This window comes from Rubrivivax sp. A210 (assembly GCF_904426505.1).
Lineage (GTDB): Bacteria > Pseudomonadota > Gammaproteobacteria > Burkholderiales > Burkholderiaceae_C > Rubrivivax.
Map to the genome: position 1 here is coordinate 559,901 of NZ_CAJGBN010000012.1, position 11,726 is coordinate 571,626.

Consider the following 11,726-nt stretch of genomic DNA (forward strand, 5'->3'; position numbering starts at 1 on the left):
CTTCCATGCTGCCCACGCGAGTCTGGCTGTTCGATCTCGACGACACGCTGCACGACGCGAGCACGGCCGCCTATGCCGGCATCAACGAGGGCATGAACAGCTTCATGCAGCGCGAGCTCGGCCTGTCGCGGGCCGAGGCCAGCGCGCTGCGCGCGAAATACTGGCAGCGCTACGGCGCCACGCTGCTGGGCCTGGTGCGCCACCACGGTGTGGACGCGGCCCATTTCCTGCACCACGCCCACCTGCTGCCGGGGCTGGAAGAGCGCGTGTACGGCCATCGCCACGACCTCGCCGCGCTGGCCGCCCTGCCCGGCCGCCGCGTGCTGCTGACCAACGCGCCGGCCGCCTACACGGCGCGTGTGCTGGGCGTGCTGGGCATCGCCCACCTGTTCGAGCGCATCCTGTCCATCGAAGACCTGCGCATGTTCGGCCACTGGCGCCCCAAGCCCGACGCGCGCATGCTGCGCGCGCTGGCGGTGGGCCTGGGCGTGGCGCCGTCGCGCTGTACCCTGGTCGAGGACACGCTGGTACACCAGAAGGCGGCGCGCAGCATCGGCATGCAGACGGTGTGGATGCAGCGCTGGCTGCGCGCCGGCGGCAGGGCGCGCCGGCTGGCGCGGCGGCCGGCCTACGTCGACCAGCGCATCACGCGGCTGCGCCAGCTGCGCTGACGCCCTCATCCGCAGGGAGGACAGGCCGGGTCGGGCGGCGCCGGGGTCGGTGTTTTCCTGCGGGCAAGCCCCTACAGGCCGTGTGCCAGAATGCCCCGGCCGTCCCTCCCCCCGCCCGCCCATGTCTGCCCTGCCCGACGATTTGCCCCCGGCAGACGCAGCCGAGCCACCGCGCAAGCGGCCGCGCCCGGGCGAGCGCCGCGTGCAGATCCTGCAGACCCTGGCCGGCATGCTGCAGGAGCCGGGCGCCGAGCGCATCACCACCGCCGCGCTGGCGGCGCGGCTGGCGGTCAGCGAGGCCGCGCTCTACCGCCATTTCGCCAGCAAGGCGCAGATGTTCGAGGGCCTGATCGACTTCATCGAGACCAGCGTCTTCACCCTCGTCAACCAGATCGCCGAGCGCGAGCCCGACGGCTCGGTTCAAGCCCGCCGCATCGCCACCGTGCTGCTGCAGTTCGGCGAGAAGAACCCCGGCATGGCGCGGGTGATGGTGGGCGACGCCCTGGTCTTCGAGCACGAGCGCCTGGGCGCGCGCATGAACCAGTTCTTCGACCGCGTCGAATCGCAGCTGCGCGCCGGCCTGCGCGCCGCCGCCGAGGCCGCCGGCTCGACCACGCCCACGGCCGATGCCCAGGCCCTGGCTTCGGCGCTGACGGCGCTGCTGATAGGCCGCTTGCAGCGCTATGCGCGCTCGCAGTTCAAGCGCCTGCCCACCGAGCACCTCGAGCCGGCACTGCAACGCCTCTGCAGCTGAGCCGTGGCGTAGTCGGCGCCCCGCGCGCCCCTAAACTCCGCCGCCATGAATGCCGCCTTCGAACACCTGCTGGTGCGCGCCGAGTCGCTGCTGGCCCGCCTGGAAACCATCCTGCCGCACGCAGCCACGGCGCCCGACTGGGCCGCCTCGGTCGCCTTCCGCTACCGCCGCCGCGGTGGCGTCAGCAGTGCCGGCGTGCTTGAGCCGGTGCGCCATGTCGCCGGCATCCGCCTGGCCGACCTCAAGGAGGTCGACCCGCAGAAGGAGCGCCTGCTGCGCAACACCGAGCAGTTCGTGGCCGGCCGCGGCGCCAACAATGTGTTGCTCACCGGCGCCCGCGGCACTGGCAAGAGTTCGCTGGTCAAGGCCTGCCTGAACGAGTTCGCGCCGCGCGGGCTGCGGTTGATCGAGGTCGACAAGGCCGATCTGGTGGACCTGCCCGACCTGGTCGATCTGGTGGCGGCGCGGCCCGAGCGCTACATCGTCTTCTGCGACGACCTCAGCTTCGACGAGGGCGAGCCCGGCTACAAGGCGCTCAAGAGCGTGCTCGACGGCTCGGTGGCCCAGCACAGCGACAACCTGCTGATCTACGCCACCAGCAACCGCCGCCACCTGCTGCCCGAGTACATGAAGGAAAACCTCAGCTACCAGCACACCGAGGACGGCGAGGTCCACCCCGGCGAGGGCGTGGAAGAGAAGATCTCGCTGTCCGAGCGCTTCGGCCTGTGGATCAGCTTCTACCCCTTCACCCAGGCCGAGTACCTGGCCATCACGGCGCAGTGGCTGCGCGCCTTCGGCGTCGCTGAAGGGGCAATAGCCGCAGCGCGCCAGGAGGCCCTGGTGTGGGCACTCGAGCGCGGCTCGCGCTCGGGCCGCGTGGCCCAGCAGTTCGCACGCGACTACGCGGGGCGGCATGCAGCAGTCTGAGCGCACGCCGGTCGACGTGGCGGTGGGCGTGCTGATTGCGCCCGACGGCCGCTTCCTGCTCACCAGCCGGCCGGCCGGCAAGGTCTATGCGGGGCACTGGGAGTTTCCGGGTGGCAAGGTCGAGCCCGGCGAAAGCATCGAGCAGGCGCTGCGGCGCGAGCTGCACGAGGAACTCGGCATCACGATTGGCGCGGCCGAGCCCTGGCGCATCGAGCTGATGGACTACCCGCACGCCCGCGTGCGCCTGCACTTCTGCCGCGTCCACGCCTGGCGCGGCGAATTCGAGATGCGCGAGCAGCAGGCCATGGCCTGGCAGACCTTGCCGGTGCAGGTGGCGCCCGTGCTGCCCGGCACGGTGCCGGTGCTGGCCTGGTTTGCGGCCGAGCGCGGCCACGTCGGCCCGACTCACCGGGGCTGACGCTACGGGCGCCCCCTGTGCAGGTGATTGCAGACGCCGACCACGCACCGCTAGAGTGCCGAACGTGCCGGGCCGCTGCCGGGCCCGTGCCAACCCCTGGAGCCCGCATGCGCCGTGTGCTGATGCTGTCCCTGGTCGCCGCCAGCCCGCTGGCGCAGGCCCTCGAAATCACCTGGGTGCCGATCCAGCACAAGCTGGAGCTGATCGGCACCTGCGCCGCCGCCGCCAGCAATGGCGCCGGGCAGTGCGTCTTCCCGTTCAACAGCCTGGGCTCTGCGGCCAGTTTCGACGATTCCCTGCTGCCCGCGCCGGTGGTGGATCGCAACGACGCGAACGACGAGATTGCGGTGGCCTTCGGCTCGGCATCGCAGGCCACCTTTCTGCTCGCGCTGGGCGCCGATTCCAATGGCAATGTGACCACCGGCAATTCAATCTTTCGCGCCGGGGATTCACGGGCCATCGCACTGACGGAAACGAAGTCGCGCTTCTTCGCCTCCGAGGACTTCTACTTCCGCATCGACGCCCGTGTCGGCTGCGCCCTGGCCACGGCATCGAGCGATTGCGAGTCCTTCGTCACCATCCTGGAAGACCTGGTGCCGGTGTTCGCATTGCGCAGCACGCAGGGCAGCCTCGGTGACTCGATGGCCGGCCAGTTGCAGGCCAACCATGTGTACACCCTGTGGGCCAGCAGCCGGGCCGCCGCGGTCCAGAGCACGCCGGGCCTGAACTCTGCAAGTGGCGACTACAGCCTGCAGCTGCAGTTCGCCACCGGGCCCATCACCACGCCGGTGGTGCCCGAGCCCGCCACCTGGGCGCTGGGGCTGGCGGGCCTGGGCGTCGTCGCCGCGGCGCTGCGCCGGCGCCGCCGGTTCTGAGACGACGGGGCGCGGCGGCGGCAAGCACTAGACTTGCCGCCATGAACTGGCTGCAAGACATCAAGTGGGACCGCGACGGCCTGGTGCCGGTGATCGCGCAGGAAGCGGCCACCGGCGACGTGCTGATGTTCGCCTGGATGAACGCCGAGGCCCTGGCCGAGACCGCCGCCAGCGGCCGCGCCGTCTACTGGAGCCGCTCGCGCCAGCGCCTGTGGCGCAAGGGCGAGGAATCGGGCCACGTTCAACAAGTGCATGAGTTGCGCCTGGACTGCGACAACGACGTCGTGCTACTCAAGGTCACGCAACTGGGCCACGAGCCCGCGTCACCCTCGATTGCCTGCCACACCGGCCGCCACAGCTGCTTCTACCAGCGCCTGCAAGACGGCGCCTGGCAGGCGGTCGAGCCGGTGCTGAAAGACCCGCACCGCATCTACACAAAATAAGCCGCATGAGCAACGACACCCTGGCCCGCCTGGCCGCCGTCATCGAAAGCCGCAAGCCCGAGCACGGCGGCGACCCCGGCAAGAGCTATGTCGCGCGCCTGTTCGCCAAAGGCCACGACGCCATTCTCAAGAAAATCGGTGAAGAAGCCACCGAGGTCGTGATGGCGGCCAAGGACGGCGACCGTACACGCATCGTCGGCGAGGTCGCCGACCTCTGGTTCCACAGCCTCATCGCCTTGGCCCACCACGGCCTGGCGCCGGCCGATGTGCTGGCCGAGCTGGAGCGGCGCGAAGGGCTCTCCGGGCTGGAGGAATTCGCGCTGCGCAAGGCCCAGCAGCGGGAAGCCGAGCGCGAAGGCGGGACGCCGTGAGCCAGGTCATCGTGCCCGGCAGCGAGGCCGCGCGCCTGTCCGACCTGCGCCTGCTCACCCATGTGCTCTATGCCCTGCACGCGCTCTCGGCCTTCTCGGGCGGCACCTTCGCGGTGGTGGCCATCATCGTCAACTACGTCAAGCGCGGCAGCCTGCCCGACGACCACTACCGCAGCCACTACCGCTGGCAGGCGCGCAGCTTCTGGTTCACGCTGTTCTGGCTCGCGCTCACGTCGCCACTGTTCCTGGTCTTCATCATCCCCGGCGCCATCGCCTGGGGCCTGGTGTGGCTGTGGTACCTCTACCGCTTCATCCGCGGCTGGCTGGCCTTCCACGAAGGCCGCTCCATGCCGATGCCCAACCCCTGAACCTCGCACCGCCATGAACGCAGACCCCACCTGCATCTTCTGCAAGATCGTCGCCGGCCAGATTCCCGCCAAGAAGGCCTACGAAGACGAGGAACTGCTCGCCTTCCACGACATTCACCCCTGGGCGCCGGTGCATGTGCTGGTGATTCCCAAGACCCACATCGCCACGCTGGCCGATGTCGGCCCCGAGCACGACGCCCTGCTCGGCCGCATGCTGGGCCTGGCGCCGAAGTTGATGCGCGAGTTGGGCGTGACGAACGGCTTCCGCACGCTCATCAACACCGGACCCGACGGCAAGCAGGAGGTCTACCACCTGCACATGCACGTCATGGGCGGGCCGCGGCCCTGGTCCAAGGGCTGAGCCAGGACACGGGACCGTCCCTGCGGACTGTCCTGCGCCGGGCGAAGGCCCCGGTCCTGTCGCGCACGCGCGGGCCGAGCCCGCACGCGCAGGGCTGACATCGTCGGCCCCGTAGAATTGCACGCATCAGAATTGCAGGAGATCGGTCATGGGTGGATTCAGCATTTGGCATTGGCTGATCGTGTTGCTGGTGGTCATCGTCATCTTCGGCACCAAGAAGCTGCGCAACATCGGCGCCGACCTGGGCGGTGCGGTCAAGGGCTTCAAGGAAGGCATGCGTGGCGCCGACGAGGTGGCCAACGAGGCCGCGGCGCAGCAGCCGCCGGCCCAGCAGGTGAGCACGGCCAAGCGCGCGGTCGACGCGAACACGGTCGACGTCGAGACCAAGGCCAAGAGTTGACCGGCGTCTTCGCGACCCGCGCTCGCACCACGCGGCGGCCTGACCGCCTGCCCCTGACATGATCGACTTCGGCTTCGACAAGATTGCCCTCATCGGTGCCGTGGCCCTGGTCGTCATCGGGCCCGAGAAGCTGCCCAAGGTGGCGCGCACCATAGGCCATCTGTTCGGCAAGGCGCAGCGCTACGTGGCCGACGTGAAGGCCGAGGTCAACCGTTCCATCGAGCTCGACGAGCTCAAGAAGATGAAGACGCAGTTCGAGGATGCGGCGCGCAATGTCGAGAGCACGGTGAGGCAGGAGGTGCATTCGGCGCAGTCGGCCTTCGAGACCGAATGGAGCAGCGCCACCGCGGCCATCGAAGGCGGCAGCAGCAGCAGCGGCAGCAGCTATGAGCCGCTGGAAGCGCCGCCGCCGAGCTACCGCCATCCGGGCAAGAAATGGCGCCTCAAGCGCGGCGCCACGCCGCAGTGGTACAAGCAGCGCCAGGGCATACGCACCAAGGCGCAGTCGGGCGCGGCGCGTGTGGCGCGCTTCCGGCCTCCCGGCCTCAACACCAAGGGTCCGCGATGAGCGAGGGCCCGCAGAAGGACGAACTCGAAGGCACGGAAGCCCCGTTCGTCTCGCACCTGGTCGAGTTGCGCGACCGCCTGGTGCGCGCCGTCATCGCCATCGCCATCGCCTTCACGGTGCTGGCCTTCTGGCCCGGCCCGGCCGGCCTGTATGACCTGCTCGCCGCGCCGCTGGTGGCCCACCTGCCCAAGGGCGCGACGCTGATCGCCACCAACGTCATCTCGCCGGTGCTGGTGCCGCTGAAGATCACGCTGATGGCCGCCTTCATGCTGGCGCTGCCGGTGGTGCTCTACCAGCTCTGGGCCTTCGTGGCGCCGGGCCTGTATTCACACGAGAAGCGCCTGGTGCTGCCGCTGGTCATCTCGAGCACGGTGCTCTTCGTGATGGGCGTGGCCTTCTGCTACTTCCTGGTGATCCCGGGCATGAGCAAGTTCATCCAGGCCTTCGCCCCTGCCAGCATCACGGCGGCGCCTGACATCGAGCAGTACTTCGGCTTCGTGCTGACGCTGTTCCTGGTGTTCGGCATCGCCTTCGAGGTGCCCATCGCCGTCATCGTGCTGGCCCGCATGGGCGTGGTCACCATCGAGCAGCTGCGCAAGTGGCGCGGCTATTTCATCGTCGCGTCCTTCATCGTCGCTGCCGTGGTGACGCCGCCTGACGTGATCTCGCAGCTGGCGCTGGCGGTGCCGATGTGCATCCTCTACGAACTGGGCATCATCGCCGCGCAGATCTTCATCAAGACCACCAAGGCGCCGGAAGACGCGGCCGAGGACAAGACAGCGGCCTGACCGGCCGCTACTTCACCCAAGTATTCAGCTGGATGATGGGCAGCAGCACCGCCAGCATGATGACCACCACGATCAGGCCCATGCCGACGATGAGCAGGGGCTCGAGCAGGGTGGCGGCGGCCATGGCGCGGCGCTGCACCTCGGCCGAGAGCTGGGTGGACGCGCGGCCCAGCATCTGCGGCAGCTGGCCGGTCTGCTCGCCCAGGCGGGCAAACATCGAAAGCAGGCCCGGAAAGCGCTTCTTGGCCGCCAGCGCGCTGGCCAGTGGCGCACCTTCGCGAACCTGGGCCAGGGCGTCGAGGGCGTCGGCGCGCATGGCGCGGTTGCCCAGGGTCTCGGCGGCGGCCTGCAGCGCCTTCAGGATGGGCACGCCGGCGCCCGCCAGCATGGCCAGCGTGCCGCCAAAGCGCGCCGCGTTGTAGCCGCGCGCCAGCCGGCCCAGCAGCGGCAGGCGCAGCAGCGCTGCGTCGCTGCGCTCGCGGAAGGCCTCGTTGCGGCGCATCAGGCCGAACAGGCCCACCGCCGCCGCCGCCGCCAGCGCCAGCAGCCAGCCCCAGTTGCGCAGAAAGCCGCTGATGGCGAGCATGCCCACCGTCAGCGCCGGAAGCGCGCGCTTGGAGCTGGTGAAGACATTGGCGATCTGCGGCACGACCCAGGTCATCAGCACCATCACGATGACCAGGGCCACGGTGGAGACGATGGCCGGGTAGAGCATGGCGCCCAGCACCTTGCTGCGCAGCGCGTGCTGCTGCTCCAGGTCGTCGGCCAGCTTCTCCAGCACCTGGCCCAGCGCGCCGCTCTGCTCGCCGGCGGCCACCACGGCGCGGTAGATCTCGTCGAATTCGCGCGGCGCCGTGGCCAGCGCGCGTGCGAAGGAACTGCCGGCGTTGACCTCGCTCTTGAGGTGGGCCACCAGCTCGCGCTGGTGGTCGCTTTCCGATTCCTCGGCCAGCGCCGTGAGCGCGCGTTCCAGCGGCAGGCCCGAGCCCACCAGGCCGGCCAGCTGGCGCGTCCACACCGCACGCTCGGTGGCTGAGAAGGCGCGCCGCGTGTAGCGCGGCGCGGCGCCATCGCTGCTGGCGGCGGTGACCGGCGCCACGTCCAGCGGCACCAGGTTGCGCGCCCGCAGCTGCTGGCGCGCGGCGCGGGCGTTGTCGGCCTCGAGCAGGCCGCCTTGCGGCTTGCCGGCGGCGTCGAGCGCCTCGTAGCGGTAGGCGGGCATGGCGGCAGCGTCAGTCGCGCGTCACGCGCACGACTTCTTCCAGCGACGTGACGCCGCTGCTGACCAGCCGCTCGCCATCTTCACGCATGGCCCGCAGCCCGGCCGCACGCGCCGCGGCCAGCAGTTCCTGTTCGGGGGCGCGGTTGTGGATCAGTGCCTGCACATGTTCGTCCACCCTCATCAGCTCGTAGACGCCGGTGCGGCCCTTGTAGCCGGTGTTGCCGCAGTGGGCACAGCCCACCGGATGCCAGCGGCCATCGTCGCCCTGGCGCCGGCACTGCGGGCAGAGCTTGCGCACCAGGCGCTGGGCCAGCACGCCCAGCAGGCTGCTGCTCAGCAAAAAGGGCTCGACCCCCATGTCGATGAGCCGCGTCACGCTGCTGGGCGCGTCGTTGGTGTGTACCGTGGCCAGCACCAGGTGGCCGGTGAGGCTGGCCTGGATGGCGATCTGCGCCGTCTCGAAATCGCGGATCTCGCCGATCATGATGACGTCCGGATCCTGGCGCAGGATGGCGCGCAGCGCCTTGGCGAAGGTGAGGTCGATCTTCGGGTTGACCTGGGTCTGGCCGATGCCGGGCAGCTCGTACTCGACCGGGTCTTCCACCGTCAGCACATTGGTGGTGCCGGTGTCGACGCGGCCCAGGCTGGCGTAGAGCGTGGTCGTCTTGCCGCTGCCGGTGGGGCCGGTGACCAGCACGATGCCGTGAGGCTGCTGGATCAGGCGGGCATAGGCCTCGAGCACCGCACCGTCCATGCCCAGGCCTTCGAGCGTGAAGCGGCTCTCGGTCTTGTCCAGCAAACGCAGCACGGCGCGCTCGCCGTGCGAAGACGGCAGCGTGGAGACGCGCACGTCGATGGCACGCCCGCCGATGCGCAGCGAGATGCGGCCGTCCTGCGGCAGGCGCTTCTCGGCGATGTCGAGCTCGGCCATGATCTTGAGCCGGCTGATCAGCGCCGCATGCAGCGCCTTGTTGGGCTGCACCACCTCGCGCAGCGTGCCGTCGACGCGAAAGCGCACGCTGCTGCTGCGCTCATAGGGCTCGATGTGGATGTCGCTCGCGCCGTCCTTGGCCGCCTGCGTGAGCAGGGCATTGAGCATGCGGATGATGGGGGCGTCGTCGGCGGCTTCGAGCAGGTCTTCCACCGCCGGCAGGTCCTGCATCATGCGGCTCAGGTCGACGCCGCTCTCGACCTCGCCGATCACCGCCGCCGCGCTGCTCTCGCCTCCGGCATAGGCGGCGGCGATGCGCTGGCCCAGCGTGGCCGTGGCCTCGCGCTCGAAGCGGGCCACGTCGAAGAGCCGGCCCACCTCGGCCAGCGCCGGCAGCGGTGTGGTCTCGCCGGCCCACAGCACCAGGCGCTCGCCGTCGTCCTCGAGCAGCAGGGTGTGGGCCTTGGCGTAGGCGTAGGGCAGCGGGTGGCGGGTGGCCATCGCGCAGCCTCCTCAGGGCGCCCTGGCCGGCGCCGGCGCGCTGGCGCCGGCGGCCGGCATCAGGCTCTTCAGCTCGGGCAGCACCGGCGCTTCGTTGATCGGCATCAGCACGCTGGGCGCCGGTTGCGCGCCCTGCTGCTGGCCGCGCATCTGCTCGTAGCGGTCGGTCGAGAAGCGGGTGGCCGACTCGGCATCGCGCATCACGATGGGCCGCAGAAAGACCATCAGGTTGGTGCGCTTGCGCTCGCGGCTCTCGCTGCGGAACAGCGCCCCCAGGAAGGGGATGTCGCCCAGCAGCGGCACCTTGTTCTTGGTGGTGACGAAACGGTCCTCGATGAGGCCGCCCAGCACCAGGATCTGGCCGTCTTCCACCGACACCGTGCCCTCGATGGAACGCTTGGTGGTGGAAGGCCCGGCATTGCTGGTGCCGGCCGCGGTGGTGGGCTGCACCGCGCTCTGCTCCTGGAAGATCTGCATGCGGATGGCGCCGTTCTCGCCGATCTGCGGCCTGATGCGCAACGTGATGCCGACGTCCTTGCGCTCGATGGTCTGGAAGGGGTTGGTGGTGGCGCCGCCGGTCTGCGTGAACTGGCCGGTGATGAAGGGCACGTTCTCGCCGACGACGATCTTGGCCTCTTCGTTATCCAGCGTGATCAGGTTGGGGGTGGAGACGATATTGGTGTCCGACTGCGACTGCAGCACGCGCGCCACCGCCGCCAGCGAGGTGATGCCGTTGATGGTGCGCAGCAGGCCGATGTTGAGACCGGCGCCGACGTTGACCTGGTTCTGGGCCGCCGAGACGTTGGTCTCGATGATGCTGGGCCGGCCGGTGGCGCTGAAATTGGTACCGCCCACGAGGCCGCTGCTGTCGCCGCTGTTGTGCAGCAGGCCCTGCCACTGGAAGCCGAAATCGGCCGAGTCCGAGGGCGAGACCTCGACGATCATGCTCTCGATGTAGACCTGGGCGCGGCGCGAATCCAGCTGGTCGATGAGGGCGCGCACCTGCTTGTACAAGGGTTCCGGCGCCGTGATGATGAGCGAGTTGGTGGCCGGATCGGCCTGGATGAAGCCGCCGGTCGAGGGCTGGGCACTGGCAGTGACGGTGCCGCCGCCCGTCCCCGTGGCCGTGGCGCCGGGCGTCACGGCCGCGGTGGGGGCCGGCGCCGCGCTGGCGGTGGCGGCACCGCCGCCGCTACCACCCACTGCACCGAAGGCGGCGCGCACCACGGTGGCCAGGCGGGCCGCATCGGCATGCTTGAGGTGTACCACCCACATGCCGCCGCCGGCACCCACCAGCGTGCTGGGGCGGTCCAGCCGCGCGATGGTGGCGCGCGCCGCCGCCAGCCGCGCCGGGTTGTTGGCGCGCACCAGCAGCGCGTTGTTGCGCGAATCGGCCACCACGGCAAGGGCACCGCTGCCCTGGGCGCCGGGCACGGCGGCGGCGCTGCCGCCTTCGCTCAGGCGCTGCACCAGCGGCGCCAGGTCGGCCGCCACCGCGTGCTGCAGTGGCACCACCTCCACCTCGGTGCCGCTGGGGTTGTCGAGCGCGGCGATGATCTTGGCCAGGCGCCCCAGGTTCTCGGCGTAGTCGGTGATGACCAGCGAGTTGCTGCCCGGATTGGCGTTGATGGTGTTGTTGGCGCTGATCAGCGGCCTCAGCACCGCCACCAGGTTGTTGGCGTTCTCGTAGCGCAGCGTGAAGATCTGCGTGATGACCTGGTCGCCGCGCACGCCGACCTCGCCCACCGACACGGTGCCGGTCTGCAGCTTGGCATCGGCCTCGGGCACCACCTTGAGCAGGCCGCCGCTTTCCACCACCGCGAAGCCCAGGCCGCGCAGCGCCGACAAGTAGCTGGCATAGGCCTCGCGCACGCTCTGCGGCTGCTCGCTGTAGACGGTGACCGTGCCCTTGACGCGCGGGTCGACGACGATGGCGCGCTCGATCATGGCGGCGAAGGCGCGCGTCACTGCCTCGATGTCGGCGTTGACGAAGTTCACCGTCACCGGCGCACGCGAGCGCGGCGCCTTGGCCTGGGCCTGGCCGTCCTGCACCGCGAGCAGGGCCGCGAGCGCGGCCACCGCGACAAAGGCCCGGGCGCCTGCGGCCCGGAACAAGGCTTGGATCATG

The 11,726-nt window shown here is 70.0% G+C and carries 15 protein-coding genes; 12 read left to right on the plus strand and 3 right to left on the minus strand.

Translation table 11 applies throughout. From position 1 onward, the window contains the following. The first annotated feature begins 5 nt into the window (after positions 1 to 5). From JMV16_RS11260 to tatC, 12 genes are all read left to right on the plus strand, one after another. A complete protein-coding gene (locus JMV16_RS11260) occupies positions 6 to 671 on the plus strand; it encodes an HAD-IA family hydrolase (RefSeq protein WP_201494324.1) in 666 nt (221 codons plus the stop codon). Positions 672 to 792: 121 nt separating this feature from the next. Further along, positions 793 to 1,425, plus strand: a complete 633-nt coding sequence (gene slmA, locus JMV16_RS11265; RefSeq protein WP_201494325.1) for a nucleoid occlusion factor SlmA — start codon at positions 793 to 795, stop codon at positions 1,423 to 1,425. A 45-nt stretch (positions 1,426 to 1,470) separates the two neighbouring features. Beyond that, positions 1,471 to 2,352, plus strand: coding sequence for an ATP-binding protein (locus JMV16_RS11270; protein WP_201494326.1), 882 nt, complete (start codon positions 1,471 to 1,473; stop codon positions 2,350 to 2,352). Continuing rightward, a complete protein-coding gene (locus JMV16_RS11275; protein ID WP_201494327.1) occupies positions 2,339 to 2,770 on the plus strand; it encodes an NUDIX domain-containing protein in 432 nt (143 codons plus the stop codon). Before JMV16_RS11270 ends, JMV16_RS11275 begins: the two co-directional genes overlap by 14 nt. 107 nt (positions 2,771 to 2,877) lie before the next feature. Continuing rightward, the gene (locus JMV16_RS11280) at positions 2,878 to 3,645 is read left to right on the plus strand and encodes a PEPxxWA-CTERM sorting domain-containing protein (RefSeq protein WP_201494328.1); all 768 of its coding nucleotides are present in this window, start codon (positions 2,878 to 2,880) and stop codon (positions 3,643 to 3,645) included. A 41-nt stretch (positions 3,646 to 3,686) separates the two neighbouring features. After that, the gene (hisI, locus tag JMV16_RS11285; protein ID WP_201494329.1) at positions 3,687 to 4,088 is read left to right on the plus strand and encodes a phosphoribosyl-AMP cyclohydrolase; all 402 of its coding nucleotides are present in this window, start codon (positions 3,687 to 3,689) and stop codon (positions 4,086 to 4,088) included. Between the two features lie 5 nt (positions 4,089 to 4,093). Continuing rightward, positions 4,094 to 4,459, plus strand: a complete 366-nt coding sequence (locus JMV16_RS11290) for a phosphoribosyl-ATP diphosphatase (protein ID WP_201494330.1) — start codon at positions 4,094 to 4,096, stop codon at positions 4,457 to 4,459. Next, the gene (locus JMV16_RS11295; protein ID WP_236580460.1) at positions 4,456 to 4,827 is read left to right on the plus strand and encodes a DUF4870 family protein; all 372 of its coding nucleotides are present in this window, start codon (positions 4,456 to 4,458) and stop codon (positions 4,825 to 4,827) included. The genes JMV16_RS11290 and JMV16_RS11295 overlap by 4 nt, the downstream gene beginning before the upstream one ends. 13 nt (positions 4,828 to 4,840) lie before the next feature. Next, complete coding sequence (locus JMV16_RS11300) at positions 4,841 to 5,188, plus strand: histidine triad nucleotide-binding protein (protein ID WP_201494331.1); 348 nt, start codon at positions 4,841 to 4,843, stop codon at positions 5,186 to 5,188. A gap of 148 nt (positions 5,189 to 5,336) precedes the next feature. Then, positions 5,337 to 5,588, plus strand: coding sequence for a Sec-independent protein translocase subunit TatA (gene tatA, locus JMV16_RS11305; protein WP_201494332.1), 252 nt, complete (start codon positions 5,337 to 5,339; stop codon positions 5,586 to 5,588). 58 nt (positions 5,589 to 5,646) lie between these two features. Further along, positions 5,647 to 6,156, plus strand: a complete 510-nt coding sequence (tatB, locus tag JMV16_RS11310; RefSeq protein ID WP_201494333.1) for a Sec-independent protein translocase protein TatB — start codon at positions 5,647 to 5,649, stop codon at positions 6,154 to 6,156. Further along, complete coding sequence (gene tatC, locus JMV16_RS11315) at positions 6,153 to 6,944, plus strand: twin-arginine translocase subunit TatC (RefSeq protein WP_201494334.1); 792 nt, start codon at positions 6,153 to 6,155, stop codon at positions 6,942 to 6,944. Before tatB ends, tatC begins: the two co-directional genes overlap by 4 nt. A gap of 7 nt (positions 6,945 to 6,951) precedes the next feature. Here the strand turns inward: tatC and gspF are convergent, their stop codons facing one another. From gspF to gspD, 3 genes are read right to left on the minus strand one after another with little or no spacing between them, the layout of a single operon-like run. Beyond that, positions 6,952 to 8,166 carry a type II secretion system inner membrane protein GspF gene (gspF, locus tag JMV16_RS11320; protein ID WP_201494335.1) on the minus strand — a complete coding sequence of 405 codons (1,215 nt, stop codon included), beginning with the start codon at positions 8,164 to 8,166 and terminating at the stop codon, positions 6,952 to 6,954. Positions 8,167 to 8,176: 10 nt separating this feature from the next. Beyond that, entirely contained in the window at positions 8,177 to 9,598 is a 1,422-nt protein-coding gene (gspE, locus tag JMV16_RS11325; protein ID WP_201494336.1) for a type II secretion system ATPase GspE, read from the minus strand. Between the two features lie 12 nt (positions 9,599 to 9,610). Beyond that, entirely contained in the window at positions 9,611 to 11,725 is a 2,115-nt protein-coding gene (gene gspD / locus JMV16_RS11330) for a type II secretion system secretin GspD (protein ID WP_236580461.1), read from the minus strand. Between the last annotated feature and the right edge of the window lies 1 nt (position 11,726).

Coding starts and splice junctions, on each gene's coding strand:
- JMV16_RS11260 (WP_201494324.1), top strand. CDS start 6: ATGCTGCCCACGCGAGTCTGGCTGTTCGATCTCGACGACACGCTGCAC.
- slmA (WP_201494325.1), top strand. CDS start 793: ATGTCTGCCCTGCCCGACGATTTGCCCCCGGCAGACGCAGCCGAGCCA.
- JMV16_RS11270 (WP_201494326.1), top strand. CDS start 1,471: ATGAATGCCGCCTTCGAACACCTGCTGGTGCGCGCCGAGTCGCTGCTG.
- JMV16_RS11275 (WP_201494327.1), top strand. CDS start 2,339: ATGCAGCAGTCTGAGCGCACGCCGGTCGACGTGGCGGTGGGCGTGCTG.
- JMV16_RS11280 (WP_201494328.1), top strand. CDS start 2,878: ATGCGCCGTGTGCTGATGCTGTCCCTGGTCGCCGCCAGCCCGCTGGCG.
- hisI (WP_201494329.1), top strand. CDS start 3,687: ATGAACTGGCTGCAAGACATCAAGTGGGACCGCGACGGCCTGGTGCCG.
- JMV16_RS11290 (WP_201494330.1), top strand. CDS start 4,094: ATGAGCAACGACACCCTGGCCCGCCTGGCCGCCGTCATCGAAAGCCGC.
- JMV16_RS11300 (WP_201494331.1), top strand. CDS start 4,841: ATGAACGCAGACCCCACCTGCATCTTCTGCAAGATCGTCGCCGGCCAG.
- tatA (WP_201494332.1), top strand. CDS start 5,337: ATGGGTGGATTCAGCATTTGGCATTGGCTGATCGTGTTGCTGGTGGTC.
- tatB (WP_201494333.1), top strand. CDS start 5,647: ATGATCGACTTCGGCTTCGACAAGATTGCCCTCATCGGTGCCGTGGCC.
- tatC (WP_201494334.1), top strand. CDS start 6,153: ATGAGCGAGGGCCCGCAGAAGGACGAACTCGAAGGCACGGAAGCCCCG.
- gspF (WP_201494335.1), bottom strand. CDS start 8,166: ATGCCCGCCTACCGCTACGAGGCGCTCGACGCCGCCGGCAAGCCGCAA.
- gspE (WP_201494336.1), bottom strand. CDS start 9,598: ATGGCCACCCGCCACCCGCTGCCCTACGCCTACGCCAAGGCCCACACC.
- gspD (WP_236580461.1), bottom strand. CDS start 11,725: ATGATCCAAGCCTTGTTCCGGGCCGCAGGCGCCCGGGCCTTTGTCGCG.